The 15,673-nt window shown below is 73.6% G+C and carries 18 protein-coding genes and 3 tRNA genes; 13 read left to right on the top strand and 8 right to left on the bottom strand.

What is annotated here, in order from left to right; genetic code table 11:
- Positions 1-64: 64 nt before the first annotated feature.
- Positions 65-784 (bottom strand): IclR family transcriptional regulator, encoded by a 720-nt coding sequence (locus FXF65_RS27510; RefSeq protein ID WP_148352903.1) that lies wholly within the window; start codon positions 782-784, stop codon positions 65-67.
- Between the two features lie 128 nt (positions 785-912).
- Here FXF65_RS27510 and leuC point away from each other — a divergent pair, with 128 nt between their 5' ends.
- From leuC to FXF65_RS27490, 4 genes are all read left to right on the top strand, one after another.
- The gene (gene leuC, locus FXF65_RS27505) at positions 913-2,310 is read left to right on the top strand and encodes a 3-isopropylmalate dehydratase large subunit (RefSeq protein ID WP_148353025.1); all 1,398 of its coding nucleotides are present in this window, start codon (positions 913-915) and stop codon (positions 2,308-2,310) included.
- A 12-nt stretch (positions 2,311-2,322) separates the two neighbouring features.
- Positions 2,323-2,910: a 3-isopropylmalate dehydratase small subunit gene (gene leuD / locus FXF65_RS27500; RefSeq protein ID WP_148352902.1), complete on the top strand. Its 588-nt coding sequence runs from the start codon at positions 2,323-2,325 to the stop codon at positions 2,908-2,910.
- A gap of 160 nt (positions 2,911-3,070) precedes the next feature.
- Positions 3,071-3,304: an SCO5555 family protein gene (locus tag FXF65_RS27495; protein ID WP_148352901.1), complete on the top strand. Its 234-nt coding sequence runs from the start codon at positions 3,071-3,073 to the stop codon at positions 3,302-3,304.
- A gap of 158 nt (positions 3,305-3,462) precedes the next feature.
- Complete coding sequence (locus tag FXF65_RS27490; RefSeq protein WP_026403810.1) at positions 3,463-3,741, top strand: HU family DNA-binding protein; 279 nt, start codon at positions 3,463-3,465, stop codon at positions 3,739-3,741.
- Between the two features lie 79 nt (positions 3,742-3,820).
- On the opposite strand, the gene FXF65_RS27485 is transcribed toward FXF65_RS27490, so the two are convergent.
- Together FXF65_RS27485 and cofC are read right to left on the bottom strand one after the other, a co-directional pair.
- A complete protein-coding gene (locus FXF65_RS27485; RefSeq protein ID WP_148352900.1) occupies positions 3,821-4,027 on the bottom strand; it encodes a hypothetical protein in 207 nt (68 codons plus the stop codon).
- A 10-nt stretch (positions 4,028-4,037) separates the two neighbouring features.
- Positions 4,038-4,700, bottom strand: a complete 663-nt coding sequence (gene cofC, locus FXF65_RS27480; RefSeq protein WP_148352899.1) for a 2-phospho-L-lactate guanylyltransferase — start codon at positions 4,698-4,700, stop codon at positions 4,038-4,040.
- A gap of 88 nt (positions 4,701-4,788) precedes the next feature.
- Between cofC and FXF65_RS27475 the strand changes: the two genes are divergently transcribed.
- The 3 genes from FXF65_RS27475 to FXF65_RS27465 all read left to right on the top strand — a co-directional run bounded on the left by FXF65_RS27475 (position 4,789) and on the right by FXF65_RS27465 (position 7,836).
- Positions 4,789-5,631 carry a lysophospholipid acyltransferase family protein gene (locus FXF65_RS27475; protein WP_148352898.1) on the top strand — a complete coding sequence of 281 codons (843 nt, stop codon included), beginning with the start codon at positions 4,789-4,791 and terminating at the stop codon, positions 5,629-5,631.
- A 17-nt stretch (positions 5,632-5,648) separates the two neighbouring features.
- A complete protein-coding gene (locus FXF65_RS27470) occupies positions 5,649-6,638 on the top strand; it encodes an NAD(P)H-dependent glycerol-3-phosphate dehydrogenase (RefSeq protein ID WP_148353024.1) in 990 nt (329 codons plus the stop codon).
- A 76-nt stretch (positions 6,639-6,714) separates the two neighbouring features.
- The gene (locus FXF65_RS27465; RefSeq protein WP_148352897.1) at positions 6,715-7,836 is read left to right on the top strand and encodes a D-alanine--D-alanine ligase family protein; all 1,122 of its coding nucleotides are present in this window, start codon (positions 6,715-6,717) and stop codon (positions 7,834-7,836) included.
- Between the two features lie 6 nt (positions 7,837-7,842).
- Here FXF65_RS27465 and FXF65_RS27460 read toward each other — a convergent pair whose 3' ends face one another.
- The gene (locus tag FXF65_RS27460) at positions 7,843-9,750 is read right to left on the bottom strand and encodes a beta-propeller domain-containing protein (protein ID WP_222868754.1); all 1,908 of its coding nucleotides are present in this window, start codon (positions 9,748-9,750) and stop codon (positions 7,843-7,845) included.
- Between the two features lie 74 nt (positions 9,751-9,824).
- A complete protein-coding gene (locus FXF65_RS27455) occupies positions 9,825-10,661 on the bottom strand; it encodes an NAD(P)-dependent oxidoreductase (protein ID WP_148352895.1) in 837 nt (278 codons plus the stop codon).
- 346 nt (positions 10,662-11,007) lie between these two features.
- On the opposite strand from FXF65_RS27455, the gene FXF65_RS27450 reads away from it, so the two are divergent.
- From FXF65_RS27450 to FXF65_RS27440, 3 genes are all read left to right on the top strand, one after another.
- Positions 11,008-11,081: transfer RNA gene (locus FXF65_RS27450), tRNA-Leu, on the top strand.
- 5 nt (positions 11,082-11,086) lie between these two features.
- Positions 11,087-11,159: transfer RNA gene (locus FXF65_RS27445), tRNA-Leu, on the top strand.
- A gap of 29 nt (positions 11,160-11,188) precedes the next feature.
- Positions 11,189-11,271 (top strand) — tRNA-Tyr (locus FXF65_RS27440).
- Between the two features lie 298 nt (positions 11,272-11,569).
- Here FXF65_RS27440 and FXF65_RS27435 read toward each other — a convergent pair.
- A complete protein-coding gene (locus FXF65_RS27435; protein WP_342787556.1) occupies positions 11,570-12,058 on the bottom strand; it encodes a DUF3515 domain-containing protein in 489 nt (162 codons plus the stop codon).
- Positions 12,045-12,278: an Lrp/AsnC family transcriptional regulator gene (locus FXF65_RS27430; protein ID WP_148352893.1), complete on the bottom strand. Its 234-nt coding sequence runs from the start codon at positions 12,276-12,278 to the stop codon at positions 12,045-12,047. The genes FXF65_RS27435 and FXF65_RS27430 overlap by 14 nt, the downstream gene beginning before the upstream one ends.
- 131 nt (positions 12,279-12,409) lie before the next feature.
- On the opposite strand from FXF65_RS27430, the gene FXF65_RS27425 reads away from it, so the two are divergent.
- From FXF65_RS27425 to thiD, 3 genes are all read left to right on the top strand, one after another.
- Positions 12,410-13,330, top strand: coding sequence for a thiamine-phosphate kinase (locus FXF65_RS27425; RefSeq protein ID WP_148352892.1), 921 nt, complete (start codon positions 12,410-12,412; stop codon positions 13,328-13,330).
- Between the two features lie 101 nt (positions 13,331-13,431).
- Complete coding sequence (locus FXF65_RS27420; RefSeq protein ID WP_148352891.1) at positions 13,432-14,262, top strand: cellulose binding domain-containing protein; 831 nt, start codon at positions 13,432-13,434, stop codon at positions 14,260-14,262.
- A 49-nt stretch (positions 14,263-14,311) separates the two neighbouring features.
- On the top strand, positions 14,312-15,139 hold the full coding sequence (thiD, locus tag FXF65_RS27415) for a bifunctional hydroxymethylpyrimidine kinase/phosphomethylpyrimidine kinase (protein WP_148352890.1): 828 nt from the start codon (positions 14,312-14,314) through the stop codon (positions 15,137-15,139).
- A 147-nt stretch (positions 15,140-15,286) separates the two neighbouring features.
- On the opposite strand, the gene rpmB is transcribed toward thiD, so the two are convergent.
- On the bottom strand, positions 15,287-15,481 hold the full coding sequence (rpmB, locus tag FXF65_RS27410) for a 50S ribosomal protein L28 (protein WP_067883900.1): 195 nt from the start codon (positions 15,479-15,481) through the stop codon (positions 15,287-15,289).
- Positions 15,482-15,673: the final 192 nt, after the last annotated feature.

Raw genomic sequence — 15,673 nt, 5'->3', positions numbered from 1 at the left:
GGCTTTCGCTCGGGCGTCCGACTTGCGTGGAACGTCGGCAACCGGGGGAATTCGCGACCGGCCGTCAGGAGGAGGTGCGGCGCATCCCCTCGGAGATCCGCTCGGCGGCGGCCGCGACGGGCGCGGCGTGCAGCCGGCCGGGCGAGCGGGTCAGCCGTTCGAGCGGCCCGGACACCGAGACGGCGGCGACCACCCGGCCGCCCGCGCCGCGGATCGGGGCGGACACCGACCCGACGCCCTGCTCGCGCTCGCCGACGCTCTGCGCCCACCCCCGGCGGCGGACGGACGCGAGCGTCGCCGCCTCGAACTTCGCGCCGCGCAGCCCCCGGTGCAGCCGGTCGGGCTCCTCCCAGGCGAGCAGGATCTGCGCGGCGGACCCGGCGGTCATCGGCAGGGCCGCGCCGACCGGGATCGTGTCGCGCAGCCCGCTGGTGCGCTCCGCCGCGGCGACGCAGACCCGGACGTCCCCCTGCCGGCGGAACAGCGAGGCGCTCTCCCCGGTGGCGTCGCGGAGCTGGGCGAGGACGGGCTGGGCGATGGCGAGCAGCCGGTCCTCCCCGGCGGCGACGGCGAGCTCGGCGAGCCGGGGGCCGAGGATGAACCGGCCTTGGGTGTCCCGGTGGACGAGCCGGTGGTGCTCCAGCGCGACGGCCAGCCGGTGGGCGGTCGGACGGGCCAGCCCGGTCGTCTGGACGAGCTGCGCGAGCGACGCGGGCCCGGCTTCCAGCGCGTTCAGCACGAGAACGGCTTTGTCCAGTACGCCGACTCCGCTAGAGTTGTCCATGTCTTGATATTGCCGTCTCGTAATTTGAGATGCAAGTCGGGCAGACCGGAACCGCGGGCCGCACCGGAGCGCCCCGCGCGACGCAGCGGGCGACGAAGCACGCGACGATCAAGGACGAGGTGGGAGCGATGGGCCGGACACTGGCCGAGAAGGTGTACGACGCGCACGTCGTACGGCGAGCCGAGGGTGAGCCCGACCTCCTCTACATCGACCTTCACCTGGTCCACGAGGTCACGAGCCCGCAGGCGTTCGACGGGCTGCGGATGGCGGGCCGCCCGGTGCGCCGCCCCGACCTCACGATCGCCACCGAGGACCACAACGTCCCGACCACGGACCTGCTCAAGCCGATCGCCGACCCGGTGTCGCGCACGCAGGTCGAGACGCTGCGCAAGAACTGCTCGGACTTCGGCGTCCGGCTGCACCCGATGGGCGACGACGGGCAGGGCATCGTCCACGTCATCGGGCCGCAGCTCGGGCTGACCCAGCCGGGCATGACGGTCGTGTGCGGCGACTCGCACACGTCCACGCACGGCGCGTTCGGCGCGCTCGCGTTCGGCATCGGCACGAGTGAGGTCGAACACGTCCTCGCGACGCAGACGCTGCCGCAGATCAAGCCGAAGACCATGGCCGTCACGGTGGACGGCGCGCTGCCGGACGGCGTCACCGCCAAGGACCTCATCCTCGCGATCATCGCCGAGATCGGCACCGGCGGCGGGCAGGGGCACATCGTCGAGTACCGGGGCGAGGCCGTCCGGTCGCTGTCGATGGAGGGCCGCATGACGGTCTGCAACATGTCCATCGAGGCCGGGGCCCGCGCCGGGATGATCGCCCCGGACGAGACGACCTTCGAGTACCTCAAGGGCCGTCCGCACGCCCCGCGGGGCGCCGACTGGGACGCCGCCGTCGAGTACTGGACGTCCCTGCGCACCGACGACGACGCCGTCTTCGACAAGGAGGTCGTGATCGACGCGGCCGAGCTGACGCCGTTCGTCACCTGGGGCACCAACCCGGGCCAGGGCCTGCCGCTCGGCGACTCCGTGCCCGACCCGGCGTCGTTCGACGACCCGGTGCAGCGCCAGTCCGCCGAGCGGGCCCTGGAGTACATGGGCCTCAGCGCCGGGACGCCGCTGCGCGACATCGCCGTCGACACCGTCTTCGTCGGCTCCTGCACCAACGGCCGCATCGAGGACCTGCGCGCCGTCGCGGGGGTGCTGGAGGGCCGCAGGGTCGCCGACGGCGTCCGCATGCTGGTCGTCCCCGGCTCCATGCGGGTCAAGAAGCAGGCCGAGGAGGAGGGCCTGGACGCGGTCATCTCCGCGTCCGGCGCCGAATGGCGGGAGGCGGGCTGCTCGATGTGCCTCGCGATGAACCCGGACAAGCTGACCCCGGGTGAGCGCAGCGCCTCCACGTCCAACCGCAACTTCGAGGGACGGCAGGGCCCCGGCGGGCGCACCCACCTGGTGTCCCCGGCCGTCGCCGCCGCGACCGCCGTCACCGGCCGCCTGACCGCTCCCGCCGACCTGTAGAGGACACGAGCCATGGAAGCCTTCACCACCTACAGCGGGCGCGCGGTGCCGCTGCGCCGCAGCAACGTCGACACCGACCAGATCATCCCGGCCGTCTGGCTCAAGCAGGTCAGCCGCACCGGGTTCGACAAGGGCCTCTTCTCCGCCTGGCGGGAGGACCCGGAGTTCGTCCTGAACCAGCCCCAGTACGAGGGCGCGGGCGTTCTGGTGGCCGGGCCCGACTTCGGGACGGGCTCGTCGCGTGAGCACGCCGTCTGGGCGCTCCAGCAGTACGGGTTCCGCGTCGTGATCGCGCCGCGCTTCGGCGACATCTTCCGCAACAACTCCACGAAGATGGGGCTGCTGCCGGTCGTCCTCACCGGCGAGCAGGTCGAGGAGCTCCAAACCGCCGTCGAGAAGGACCCGGCGCTGGAGGTCACGGTCGACCTGGAGAAGCGCGAGGTCCGCTGGGACGGCCGCACCGCCGCCTTCGAGATCGACGACTACACCCGCTGGCGCCTCCTGGAGGGCCTGGACGACATCGGCCTCACCCTCCGCCACGCCGACGCGATCAACGACTACGAGGCCGGGCGCACCCCCTGGCTTCCCGTCACGCTGTAGCGCTCCGGCGCCCTCGCGGGCGCAGCGCGTTTCGCCTGGCCCGCCGTCCTCCGCGACGGCGGGCCGGACCCCTTTTCGCCCCCTGGTGGACGACCGGCGATGTCGAACGGGGAGAATTCCCTTAGTGCGAACACACCGTCCGACCGTTTGGGGGGATGAATTGAGCACGGTCCCACGGACCGAGCCGCAGTGGGACGACCCGGCCCTGACCGAGCTCGCGCGGCGGCTGCGCGACGCTCACCGGGCCGTGGCGCCGCTGCCGCCGGACGACCGGCGGCGGCTCATCCGCCATCTCCTGGCGATCACCGATCTGGCGAAACGCGACCCCGAACTGGCCTCACGGAGGCTGGAGACGTTCCTCGCCGATTTCCACGAGGCCCCCGACGTCGGTTAGCGTGCGCAGTGGCCGGATCCGGTCCGGTCACCCGGCGAGACGGGGGCGAGGCCGACAAAAACGCCAGCGACACGCCAACTCGTGCGTGCAGGTGATTGTGTCCATGCTGAGGGTCCCTTAGTTTCGTTCGGGCAAGGGGGGAACTAGAGGAGTAACCCATGAACAAGCGTGAGCTGGTCGACGCCATCTCTGACCGGCTGGGCAGCAAGAAGGCCGCAGCCGAGGCCGTCGACGCCATCCTGGAGGCGATCCAGACCGCCGTCGCCAAGGGCGACAAGGTCGCCATCACGGGGTTCGGTTCGTTCGAGAAGGCCGACCGGCCTGCCCGTACGGCCCGCAATCCCGCAACGGGCAAGACCATCGAGGTTCCCGCGACGTCCGTGCCGAAGTTCAAGGCGGGCGCCGACTTCAAGAACCTGGTGGCCGGCAAGAAGTAGCCCGGCAAGAAGTAGCTCGCCGCGCCAGCGCCCGGGCCCGTGCTGACGGGACCCGGGCGCTGTCGCGTCTCCGGGGCGCTCAGCGGGGCGGCAGCGGGAACGTCGACAGCGTGACGACCGCGATCCGGTCGCCGTCGACCGCGAGGTTCACCCGCTGCCCGAACCGCAGCCGCAGCAGCCCGCCCGCCGCGAACGCGGCCGCGTCGAAGGGCAGCTCCGTCCCGTCGTCGAGCAGCACGCTGCCCGACCGGGTGTCCGCGTCGAACGCCTTCACCGTCGCCTGCATGAGCCGAATGCTAGGCCAGCGCGGGCAGCCGCGCCGCGACGGCGGACGTGCGCGGCCCCGCGCCGAGGGCGAGCGCGGCGCGGAGGTCGTCGAGGGTGTCGACGTCCTGCCGGACGGTGTCGGTCCCCGGCAGGACGATCTCGCGGGCCCCGCGGGCGCGGTGCGCGGCGCGCGAGTCGGCGCCGAAGGCGGGCGCGAACGGGACGCCGGGACGCGCCGTGTACAGGGTCGTCCCCGTTCCGGCCGCGTCCGGGACGAACGCCTCCGGCGCCTCTGCGGCCGCGTCCAGCACCCGGGCGAGTTCAAGAGGGCGCAAAGCGGGCAGGTCGGCGGAGAGCGCTCCGACGCCCGCGCCGGGGGCCAGTTCGCGGCCCCGGCCGGCGCCGTGCACGAGGGCCGGGTTCAGCCCGGCGTCCGGGACGTCCGGCACGACGCGGGCGCCGAGCGCGGCGAGGTCCGCGGCGGGAAGGGGGTCGTCGGTGACGACGATCACGGTGCGGACCCGGTCGCAGCGCAGCGCCGCCGCGACCGTGTCGGTCGCCACGGCGAGCGCGAGCGGCTCGCGGAGCGGCCCCGCCGCACCGGACATGCGGGTCTTCGCCCTGGCCAGCACCTTGACCGGCACCACGAGCGACCAACGGAGATCAAGCGCGCTGCGCGCTGCGGTAGACATGGCAACTCGACACTATGCGCACGTAACCGCGACACTTGAGGACACCCCGCGTTCGCCGCGGGGTGTGGGGAGTGAACGAGGAGGGGGCATGAGCCACGGATATTCGCCCGCCTGGCGCGGGCTCACGGTCGGCATCCTGCGCCCGCTGCTGTTCGGCCTGCTGAAGCGCGACTGGCGGGGCCGGGAGAACGTGCCCGGGGAGGGCGGCGTCATCATCGCCGCCAACCACATCTCCGAGTCCGATCCGCTGGCGCTCGCCCACTTCGTGTACGAGTCCGGCCGCTTCCCCGTGTTCCTGGCCAAGTCCACGCTGTTCGACACGATGGTCGTCAAGAGCATGCTGCGCGGCACGGGGCAGATCCCCGTCCACCGCGACAGCGACGACCCGGCGCACGCCCTCAAGGACGCCGAGCAGGCCCTGCGGGACGGCGAGTGCCTCGTGTTCTACCCGGAAGGCACCTGCACCCGTGACCCCGAGCTGTGGCCGATGACCGGGCAGACGGGTGTGGCGCGGATGGCGCTGTCCACGGGCGCGAAGGTCGTCCCGGTGGCGAGCTGGGGCGCGCACGAGCTGCTGCCCTACAAGAAGGGCGAGCAGACGGGCCTGGCCGCGACCCTCAAGAAGGGCCTCCACCCGTTCCCCCGCAAGACGATGAAGGTCGTCGCCGGGCCGCCCGTCGACCTGTCGCGGTACGCCGGACGGCCGCTCACCCGCGAGACGCTCCGCGCCGCCACCGACGAGGTCATGGCCGCGATCACCGCCCTGCTCGCCGGGATCCGCGGCGAGCAGCCGCCGAAGGAGCGCTACGACCACCACCGCGTCCTGGAGGAGCGGCGTCGCGCGGCGGCCGAGGCGTTCAAGCCCGCCGTGCCCGAGCAGGCCGCCCCCGGCCGGGAGACCGCCGCCGAGCGGAAGGCGGACGGCTCGTGACGTTCCGCACGGCCGTGATGGGGGCCGGGTCCTGGGGGACGACGTTCACCAAGCTGCTCAGCGACGCGGGCGGCGAGGTCGTGCTGTGGGGCCGCCGCCCGGAGATCGTCCAGGCGGTGAACGAGCGGCACGAGAACCCCGACTACCTGCCCGACGTGACGCTGCCGGAGGCCGTCCGGGCGACGCTCGACCCGGCGGAGGCGCTGCGCGGCGCCGACTTCGTCGCGCTGGCCGTCCCGGCGCAGACGCTCCGGCACAACCTCGCCGCGTGGGTGCCGCTGCTGCCGCCGGACGCGGTGCTCGTCAGCCTGATGAAGGGCGTCGAACTCGGCACGGCGCGGCGGATGTCGGAGGTGATCCGGGAGGTCGCCGACGTCCCCGAGGATCGGGTCGCGCTGTTCAGCGGGCCGAACCTGGCGCGCGAGATCGCGACCGGCGAGCCGGGCGCGGCCGTCGCGGGCTGCGCGGACGAGACCGTCGCCCAGCGCCTCCAGGCCGCGACGATGACGCCGTACTTCCGCGTGTACACGTCCACGGACGTGGTCGGCTGCGAGCTCGGCGGCGCGGTGAAGAACATCGTCGCGCTGTGCGTCGGGATGGCGGCCGGGCTCGGGTTCGGCGCGAGCACGCAGGCGGTGCTGATGACCCGCGGGCTCGCCGAGATCGCCCGGCTGGGCGCGGCGCTCGGCGCGGACGAGCACACCTTCGCGGGCCTCGCCGGGATGGGCGACCTCGTCGGCACGTGCATGTCGCCGCTGTCGCGCAACCGGACGTTCGGCGTGAACCTCGGGCGCGGCATGACGCTGGACGAGGTCGTCGCCGTCACCAGGCAGACGGCGGAGGGCGTGAAGTCGTCCGAGCCGGTGCTGGAGCTCGCCCGCAAGCACAACGTGGAGATGCCGATCACGGAGGCGGTCACCGCCGTCCTGCACCACGGCATGCCCATCAAGGAGGCGGCGATCTCGCTGATCTCGCGCTCCCCGAAGCCCGAGCGGTACGGGGTATGACCCGCGCCGGCGGGGCGCGAGCGCGGGCGGCCCGCTCATGGCCGCCGCGGACTGATCACCGATAGGGTCGGGCCTCATGTCCCAGGTTTCAAAGACGCGCGTGGCCGTCGTCTTCGGCGGACGCAGCTCCGAGCACGCGATCTCCTGCGTCACCGCGGGGGCCGTCATGGCCGCCATCGACCGGGACCGGTACGAGGTGGTGCCGATCGGCATCGCCCGCGACGGCCGCTGGGTCCTCGCGCCCGCCGACCTGCGGCTCGCCATCGAGGACGGGCGGCTGCCCGAGGTGACGGGCTCCGGCGGCGTCCTCGCGCTGCCGTTCGACCCGGACAGCCGCGGCCTGATCGTCGTCGAGCAGGGCAAGGTCCCGCAGACGCTCGGCGACGTGGACGTCGTGCTGCCGCTGCTGCACGGCCCCTACGGCGAGGACGGCACCATCCAGGGCCTCCTCGACCTCGCGGGCGTCCGGTACGTCGGCGCCGGGGTGCTGGCGAGCGCGGTCGGCATGGACAAGGGGTTCATGAAGCTCGTCTGGCAGGCGCGCGGCCTGCCCGTCGGCCCGTACGTCCTGGTCGGCGACCGGGAGTGGCGGCGCGAGCGCAAGCGCAAGATCGACGAGATCAAGGAGCTGGGGCTCGCGGACGGCCGCGCGGTGTTCGTCAAGCCGGCCCGCGCCGGGTCGAGCATGGGCATCAGCCGCGTCACCGACGAGGCCGACCTCGAGGCCGCGGTCGACGCGGCTCGCGAGCACGACCCGAAGGTCGTCGTGGAGGCGGCGGTCGAGGGACGCGAGATCGAGTGCGGCGTCCTCCAGGGCCTGGACGACGGCCCGGCCGAGGCCAGCCTGCCCGCCGAGGTGCTGATGGCGGGCGGCCACGACTTCTACGACTTCGAGACCAAGTACCTCGACGGCGCGACCAGCATGGCGATCCCGCCCGACCTGCCGCCCGCCGCGATCGAGGAGGTCCGCCGGATCGCCGTGCAGGCGTTCGACGCGCTCGACTGCGAGGGCCTCGCCCGGGTCGACTTCTTCCACACGCCGGACGGCGGCTGGGTCCTCAACGAGATCAACACGATGCCGGGCTTCACCCCGGCGTCGGCGTTCCCGCAGATGTGGGCGGCGACCGGGCTCGACTACCCGGCGCTCGTCGACCGGCTCATCCAGACCGCGCTGGGCCGCTCCACCGGCCTCCGCTGATCCTCTTCATCGGAACGGCAGCCACGCGGCGTTCTTGAGCGTGGCGGCGTCGGTGGCGCGGGCGCCGTCGTCGGAGAACGTCCAGAGGGTGTTCCCGACGACGAGCGAGCGCTTCACGCCGTTGCCGAACCGCTCGCCGTCCGGGTGGCGGACCGCCCCCGCCCTGGTGATGGACGTCCCGCCGATCTTGAGGACGAGGGCCTCGCTCGTCCCGCCGCCGGGGTTCATCACCGGGATGACGGTGAGGCCGGACTGCGGCCAGTACAGGAACGCGTGCGGCTCGAACTCGGCCTGGGACGACTCGTCCGGCAGCCGGTAGGAGGCGACCTTGCGAGGTTGCGCGCCGGACACGTCGAACAGCGAGACCTGGAGCCCGAGTGTGCGGCCGGATGCGTCCGCGTCCCGGCCGACGCCGAGCAGCCGCCCGTCCGCCAGCGGGTGCAGGTACGCGGAGTATCCGGTGATCTTCAGCTCGCCGCCGAGCCGGGGCCGCCTCGGGTCCTTCAGGTCGAGCGTGTAGAGCGGGTCGACCTGGCGGAACGTCACGACGTAGGCGGTCGTTCCGAGGAACCGGACGGAGTAGATCCGCTCGCCCTTGCCGAGCCCGCCGACGCGGCCGATCTCGTCGAGTCGTGCGCCGTGCTGCGCGAGGACGTACACCGCGCTCTCGGATTTGCGCTCCCGCGTGTCGATCTGGCTGGTGGTCGTCGCCAGGCGCAGGTTCCCGTCCAGTTCGGACAGCGAGTACTGGTTGAGCAGGAAGCCCTTCACCGAGCCGGACGCGACGTAGCGGGGGCGTTCCGTCCCGGCGACGTCGAACTTGTAGATGTCGGTGCGCGGCTCGGGGGCGCGAGGGGGCGAGTTCCACGTGTACGGGGTCGGGGGAGTGCCGGTGACGTAGAGGCTCTTCCCGTTGCCGTAGACGGTCGTCCCGTCGGCGGCGACGGCGATGGCCTTCGGGTCGCCGAGTCCCTTCGCCAGGTCGAACGTCAGCACTGACAGCAGCGACGACCCCGCGTACGAGGACGGGCGGCTCACCTGGTCGCACGGGCTCCGGTACGTCGCGGCGCGGCCGCCGCCGTCGTCCGTCCGGAAGGACGGCAGCCAGGCGTCGAGCGGTGCTTTCAGCACGGCGGCGCGGTTCGCCTCGATCGCCTGCTTCTCGCCCTTGCCTCCGTTCCCGCCGGGGAACTGGATCCGCGGCGTGGACCGCATCACGACCCGCACCGTCGAGCCGGTCTGCCGCGCGTCGACGTAGCCGGCTTCGGTGGTCATCGTCCCGATGACCTTCGGGGCGGCGGACAGGTCGACGAGCGTAAGCCGCGTGGTCGGCACGGGGGTCGGCGTCGGCAGGTCGTCGAACCCGCCGGGCCCGGGGAGGGGACGCCGCTCCATCGGGAGCATGGCCGTCTGCTGGGTCGTCACGAGCGCGCGGTCGCCGCTGAGCAGGAGCTGCGCGTCGCCGCCGCGGAAGGCGCCGCCGGAGCCGGGGAGGTCCATGGTGTGCGCGACCCTGCGGGTCGCCGGGTCGATGACGCGCAGCTCGCCGCCGGTCACGGTCACGATGCGGCGGCCGTCGGTCTTGACGAGGTCGGGCTCGTCCGCGCCCGGCTCGTGCGAGTTGGTGGTGGAGTGCTGCGGCGTGCCCGGCGGCGGCGCCGCGTTCGGGACGCCCGGCTGCGCCGCCGCCGGCCCCTTGCGCAGCGCGGTGTCGCCCTCGAGCGGCATCATGCCGGGGCCGCCCAGCCCGTACGGGCCGACCTGGTCGGCCGTCGCGCGGCGCAGGCCGTCGAGGAGGGCGTCGCAGCCGTCGTAGGCGACGAGCCGGACCTCCGGCCCCGGCGGGGCGGGGCGGGGCGCGTCGCCGGGGGAGCCGCCGCATCCGGCCGTCCCGGCCAGGGCGAGCGCTGTCACGGACGATGCGAGTGTGCGTCCACGCATTGACCTTGGACGCTAACAAGCCCGCCTAGGTTCCCCTTTAGTTGGATTTAGTCGGACGCATCCGGCAGGCCGAGTTCGGGGGACAGCTTCTCCCGGGCGAGGCGGGTGAGCGGGAGGTCGACGTCCAGTTCGTCCGCCAGCTCCAGGGCGAGGGCCAGGTCCTTCTCGCCGAGGTCGCGGACGTGCCGCAGCGTGTCGTAGAGGTCGTCGTCCGGCTTGAGCGGCGCGGTCGTGTCGCGGAGCATGAGCATGCCGGGCCCGCCGGTGATCGCGTCCGTGTGCCGGACCACCCGCCCGAGTTCGCGCAGCGGCACCCCCGCCGCCTCGGCCAGCCGCTGCGCCTCCGCGGCGGCCGTGTACGCGACGTAGTGCAGCAGGTTCCGGGCGAGCTTCGCGCGGGTGCCCGCGCCGACCGGGCCCATGCGCAGGACGAGGTCCGCCCACGTCCCGAACGGCTCGCGGCAGCGGTCGAACGCCTCCTGCGTCCCGCCGACCATGACCGCGAGGGTGCCCGCGCCGGCTCCGGCGGAGCCGCCGCTGACCGGCGCGTCCACGACGTGGATGTCGTACCGGAGGGCGCGTTCGGCGAGGTCCTCGGCCGTTTCCGCGCGGATCGTCGAGTGGATCGCGAGGACCGTTCCAGGCTGCGCGCTCGCCAGCACCTCCTCGCCGACCTCGCGCACCTGCGCGTCGTCCCGCACCATGACGGACACGAGTTCGGCGTGCGCGGCGACGTCCGCGACGCTCCGCGCCGCCCGCGCGCCCACCCCCACGAGCGGCGTCATCGCCTCCGGGCGGGCGTCATAGACGACGAGGCCCCGCCCGGCGAGGCGCGCCGCCATCGGCGCGCCCATCTGCCCCAGCCCGATGAACCCCACTGCCATGAACCGACCGCCTCTCCTCCGCCGACGCCGCCGACACCGCCGCCATCCTCTCCTGGCCGATTCCGACCGCCATACCGCCCCCTGACTTCGACCACCCGGCTCCGCGCGACCGCTCCCGCGAAGGGTCGAATAATTGCGTTGCGGCCATTCGCGCGGCGATGGCATCGTGGACGACGTCAGCCCGAAACACGAGGCTCCGAGAGGAGGACCGGCCATGGCTCTGGAGCAGTATCGACTTCGACTGCCCTCGGCGTCGCACGCCCGCCCCGGCCGGTATCCCGCCTCCTAGAGGCCCTTCCCGGCCGAGTCGCCGCGAGTGACGCCGCCTCACGCGAATTGCTTTCACGCGGCTCTACTCCAATTGGCAGAGAGGCCACTCTCAGGAAGTGGTTGTTCCGGGTTCGAATCCCGGGGGCCGTACGCAAGCCTCCGTAGTCCAATGGCAGAGACAGCGGCATGAGGTGCCGTGTGGTGTGGGTTCGAATCCCTCCGGAGGTACTGGCGCGGGTCCCGGGGGCCTCGCGCACGGGGCGGCGCCGACGTCGGAGAGTCGGGCTTGGCTGTAAACCAAGTGCCACGCGCTGAGTGGGTTCGACTCCCACCCGCCCCACCGGCTTGCCGCCCGGCTCCCCCCGAACTAACGTCCGGACACGTGTCCAGGAACGAGTCCCCGGTGGTCGAGGCGACGCGGCGCCGCCTCACCGAGACGGCGCCCTCCGCGAGCGCGTGACCGCCGTCCTGCGGGAGATCGCGCTGCCGGTGTCGGACGAGCCCGAACTCGCCGCCGCCTGCACCGGCGCTCGTCCACGCGGGGATGGGCTACCCGTCCTACGGGCGCATGGCCGACCGGCTCGCCGAGATGGCGGAGCTGATCCTGCCCGACGCCGCCGGATGACCGCTCGGGACGCTCAGATCTGGCCCTCGGGCTTCTGCGGGATCGTCGCCTTGATCGACGGGCCGAGCTCGATCAGCGCGTCCCCGGCCGGGTTGTACTTGGGCGGTACCGTCACCTCGACGTACGCCTGCCGCGCGACCGCGGTGAACGTCACCGGACGGTCGGCCGGCTGCCCGAACCAGTCGATGCCGTTGATCGTCACGAGCTGGGACTCGGGGCGGAGCGCGGCCGGCCGCGGCACCCCGCAGCGCAGCGCGATCGCGGGGGAGCCCCAGGCGGCGGTCAGCGGCGAGTCGGGGGAGGCGTCGCGGCGCTCCAGGCCGCGCACCTTCTCGGGGAGCCGGAGGCCCTCGCACAGCCGCCGCGTCGCCGCGTCCGGCCCCGGGACGGGCACCCGCACGGCGCCCTCGCCGCACGCCGCGGCCAGCAGCGCCAGCACGCCGAGCACGGCCACCGCCCGCGCCCCGCGAAGCCGCGGGGGCGACGCCTCAGATATGGACAATCGGGCAGGTGAGGGTGCGCGTGATGCCTTCGACCGACTGGATCTGCGCGACGACGAGCTTGCCCAGCTCGTCCACATTCCGCGCCTCCGCTCGGACGATCACGTCATAGGGGCCCGTGACGTCCTCCGCCAGCGTGACGCCCGTCATGCCGGAGATGTGGCCGGCCACCTCGGCCGCCTTGCCGACTTCAGTCTGGATGAGGATGTAGGCCTGCACCATCACGTCCTCCCCGGGCGGAGAATCTACGTCGGACGGTTCACCGTATCGTGTTACGCGCCGCGGCGGGCGGTGGGGGGCGCGCGGGCCGGACGGCCGCGTCCGGCACGCGTGGAACAGGGGGAATCGGCGAGATGGGGACGATCGGTGACCTGGGGGAGTTCGCGCTGATCGCCAGGCTGACCCGGCGGCTCCCGCAGGGCCCGGCCGTCCGGCTCGGGCCGGGCGACGACGCGGCCGTGATCTCCGCGCCGGACGGGCGTGTCGTCGCCACCACGGACGTCCTCGTCGAGGGCCGCCACTTCCGCCGCGACTGGTCCGGGCCCTACGACATCGGCCGCAAGGCCGCCGCGCAGAACCTCGCCGACGTCGTCGCGATGGGCGCCCGCCCGACCGCGCTGCTCGTCGGGTTCGCCGCGCCGTCCGCGACGGACGCCGAATGGGCGGAGCGGCTCTACGACGGGCTCGCGCACGAGTGCCGGGCGGCCGGGGCGTCGGTCGCGGGCGGGGACGTCGTCGCCGCGCCGGAGGTCACCCTCGCCGTCACCGCGCTCGGCGACCTCGGCGGCGCGCCGCCGCTCACCCGCGCCGGGGCGCGGCCGGGCGACGCCGTGGCCGTGCGCGGCCGGCTCGGGTTCGCCGCGGCCGGCCTCGCGCTGCTCGCCGCCGGCCGCGACGGCCCCGCCGAGCTGACCGAGGCGCACCGGCGGCCGCGCCCCCCGTACGCGGCGGGGGCGGAGGCGCGGGCGGCCGGGGCGACCGCGCTGCTGGACGTGAGCGACGGGCTCGTCCAGGACCTCGGGCACATCGCGGCGGCGAGCGGCGTCCGGGTCGACCTCGACTCGGCGGCGGTGCCCGTCCCGGCGGTCCTCGGGCCGGACGGGCTCCGGCTCGCCCTCACCGGCGGCGAGGACCACGCCTTCGCCGGGACGTTCCCCGCCGGAGCCGCCCTGCCGCCCTCCTGGACGCGGATCGGGACCGTCACCGAAGGGACAGGTGTCCGTGTGGACGGGCGCGAGCCACCACCCGGCGCATGGGATCATTTCCCGACGTGAGAGGCCCCGCGCGGCGGGCGTCCTTACGTGCGTGTTGACGTGTCTTGTAGGCATGGTTGGTGAGGGTTTGGTATACATCCGTGTGATCGAAGAGGGATGGGATGGGACGACACACCAAGCTCGGTCAACCGGATGACGAGCCCGCACCGGACGCCCGCACGTCCCAGGGCTCGTACTACGGGGCTCCGCCCGCACCGCCCTTCGACGCATACTCAGGCCCGACCGACGACCGGCTCTACGTGTCGCCGCACGAGACCACCTCGACGGGCCCCGCTCCCGGATACCCGGACGACCCGCCGTACGACTACGGGTTCGAGCCGCTCCCGGGGGACTACCAGGGGGGTCCACCCCCCGACTTCGGCGAGCCGTGGGCCGAGACGCCCGAGCCGTCCGAGAAGCCGGGCGGGCGGGGGCGGCTCAAGCTCCTCTCGGTGCTGCCCGTCCCGATGCTGCCGATCGTCGCGCTCGTCATCGCGGTCGGGATCGTCGCCTACGCGCTGAGCACGCAGCAGATCTCCCTCAACTTCGCGGGCGGCGCCCCCGCGCACGACTCGCAGCCCGACCCGCGCGACAACCAGGTCTCCCAGCGCGGGCCCGGCGAGCGCGCCAGCCGCGGCGCGGCCCGCCCGGACGGGCTCGTCGTCGCGTTCCGGGTCGCGTCCCGCAAGCCCGGCGGGTTCACCTTCACCGCGACGATCGCCAACAAGGGCCCGCAGCCGGTCGCCAAGTGGGCGCTCGCCTTCAAGATCGACAGCGCCTCGGTCACGGCGGTGAGCGGGGCGACCGTCGTCCGGACGGGGCAGGTCCCGTTCGTCCGCGGCCGCGCGGCGATCGCGCCCGGCGCCAGCGTGCGGATCGTCTTCGCCGCGAAGGGGACGCCCGCGAAGCCGTCGACCTGCGTCATGAACAGCAACCCCTGCTCCCTGGTCTGAGCCCGCCCGGCTAGGGCCTGGGCCGCCATGACGCCATAAGCTGGACGCCATGACGCCCACCCCGTCCGCTTTGCCCGTTCCGCCGGTCCAGGCGCCCCCGCTCGTGCTCACGATCGCGGGGTCGGACTCGGGCGGTGGCGCCGGAATCCAGGCCGACCTGAAGACCATGCTCGCCCTGGGCGTCCACGGGATGAGCGTCGTCGCGGCCGTCACCGCGCAGAACTCGCTCGGCGTCCAGGGGTACTGGGAACTGCCGCCGGAGGCGGTGCGCGCGCAGCTCGACTCCGTCCTGTCCGACATCGGGGTGCACGCGATCAAGACGGGGATGCTCGCGTCCAGCGGCCTGGTCGAGATCGTCGCGGAGGCGCTGGCGGCGTCGGACGCGCCCGCCGTCGTCGACCCGGTCGGGGTGTCCAAGCACGGCGACTCGCTGCTCGCGCCGGACGCGGTGCACGCCGTCCGCTCGGCGCTGATCCCGGCCGCGACCGTCGTCACGCCCAACCTCTACGAGGTGGAGCAGCTCACCGGCGTCAAGGTCGTGGACGAGTCGGGGCTGCGCGAGGCGGCCGAGGCGGTCAAGGCGCTGGGCCCCCGCTGGGTGCTGATCAAGGGCGGGCACCTGCCGGGCGAGCCCGCCGACCTGCTGTTCGACGGGGAGCGCGAGCACCGCTTCACCGCGCCCCGGCACGACAACCGGCACACGCACGGGACGGGCTGCACGCTCGCCTCGGCGATCGCGTCCCGGCTGGCGCTCGGCGACGACGTCCCGGCGGCGGTGGCGGCGGCGAAGGAGTACGTGACCGGCGCCATCGCGGCGGGCTTCCCCCTCGGCGCGGGCATCGGCCCGGTGGACCACGCCTGGCACTGGCGCCCCTGACCGGCCGCTCCCGCCCGGATGGCCGACCGCCCGGGTGCGGCTGACCGTCCGCGCCTGACCGGGCGCGTGCTCATTCAGGACATGCAAAAGCCAGTCCATCGGCGGATCCGATGGACTGGCTTGAAAGCCTGGTGGCTGGGGCGGACCTCAGACGGTCGGCTTGACGACCTTGCCGGCCTTGATGCAGGACGTGCAGGCGTTGATCCGCTTGGTGGCGCCGTTCACGACGGCGCGCACGCGCTGGATGTTGGGGTTCCAGCGGCGCGGGGTGCGGCGGTGCGAGTGGGAGACGCGCATGCCGAAACCGGGTCCCTTGCCGCAGACGTCGCAGACGGAAGCCACGGGAAACTCCAAGTGGTGTCGATGCTCTGACGGAGCGCCGCCCCGGCGGCCGCAGGCGGGCGAACCGGGCATCATGGGTGCTCACTGACGAGCGCCCCGGACGAGGCGCATGGATCAGAGTAGCCGACGGCGCGTCGGGTAGGCGAATCGGCCGCCGCCACGAGCACGGCCGGAGCGGCGGCGGGAGGGGGC

The sequence above is a fragment of the Actinomadura syzygii genome (assembly GCF_008085905.1).
GTDB lineage: Bacteria > Actinomycetota > Actinomycetes > Streptosporangiales > Streptosporangiaceae > Spirillospora > Spirillospora syzygii.
The sequence above is the reverse complement of the archived record's forward strand: the minus strand, read 5'-3'. Positions and strand labels throughout refer to the sequence as shown.

Bases quoted from the DNA above. Each gene is read 5' to 3' on its own strand.
- FXF65_RS27465 (WP_148352897.1), top strand. From the start codon at position 6,715: ATGTCCCAGGTTTCAAAGACGCGCGTGGCCGTCGTCTTCGGCGGACGC.
- FXF65_RS27485 (WP_148352900.1), bottom strand. From the start codon at position 4,027: ATGCAGGCGACGGTGAAGGCGTTCGACGCGGACACCCGGTCGGGCAGC.
- thiD (WP_148352890.1), top strand. From the start codon at position 14,312: ATGACGCCCACCCCGTCCGCTTTGCCCGTTCCGCCGGTCCAGGCGCCC.
- leuD (WP_148352902.1), top strand. From the start codon at position 2,323: ATGGAAGCCTTCACCACCTACAGCGGGCGCGCGGTGCCGCTGCGCCGC.
- FXF65_RS27470 (WP_148353024.1), top strand. From the start codon at position 5,649: ATGGGGGCCGGGTCCTGGGGGACGACGTTCACCAAGCTGCTCAGCGAC.
- FXF65_RS27510 (WP_148352903.1), bottom strand. From the start codon at position 784: ATGGACAACTCTAGCGGAGTCGGCGTACTGGACAAAGCCGTTCTCGTG.
- FXF65_RS27490 (WP_026403810.1), top strand. From the start codon at position 3,463: ATGAACAAGCGTGAGCTGGTCGACGCCATCTCTGACCGGCTGGGCAGC.
- cofC (WP_148352899.1), bottom strand. From the start codon at position 4,700: ATGTCTACCGCAGCGCGCAGCGCGCTTGATCTCCGTTGGTCGCTCGTG.
- FXF65_RS27455 (WP_148352895.1), bottom strand. From the start codon at position 10,661: ATGGCAGTGGGGTTCATCGGGCTGGGGCAGATGGGCGCGCCGATGGCG.
- leuC (WP_148353025.1), top strand. From the start codon at position 913: ATGGGCCGGACACTGGCCGAGAAGGTGTACGACGCGCACGTCGTACGG.
- FXF65_RS27430 (WP_148352893.1), bottom strand. From the start codon at position 12,278: ATGGTGCAGGCCTACATCCTCATCCAGACTGAAGTCGGCAAGGCGGCC.
- FXF65_RS27420 (WP_148352891.1), top strand. From the start codon at position 13,432: ATGGGACGACACACCAAGCTCGGTCAACCGGATGACGAGCCCGCACCG.
- FXF65_RS27475 (WP_148352898.1), top strand. From the start codon at position 4,789: ATGAGCCACGGATATTCGCCCGCCTGGCGCGGGCTCACGGTCGGCATC.
- FXF65_RS27425 (WP_148352892.1), top strand. From the start codon at position 12,410: ATGGGGACGATCGGTGACCTGGGGGAGTTCGCGCTGATCGCCAGGCTG.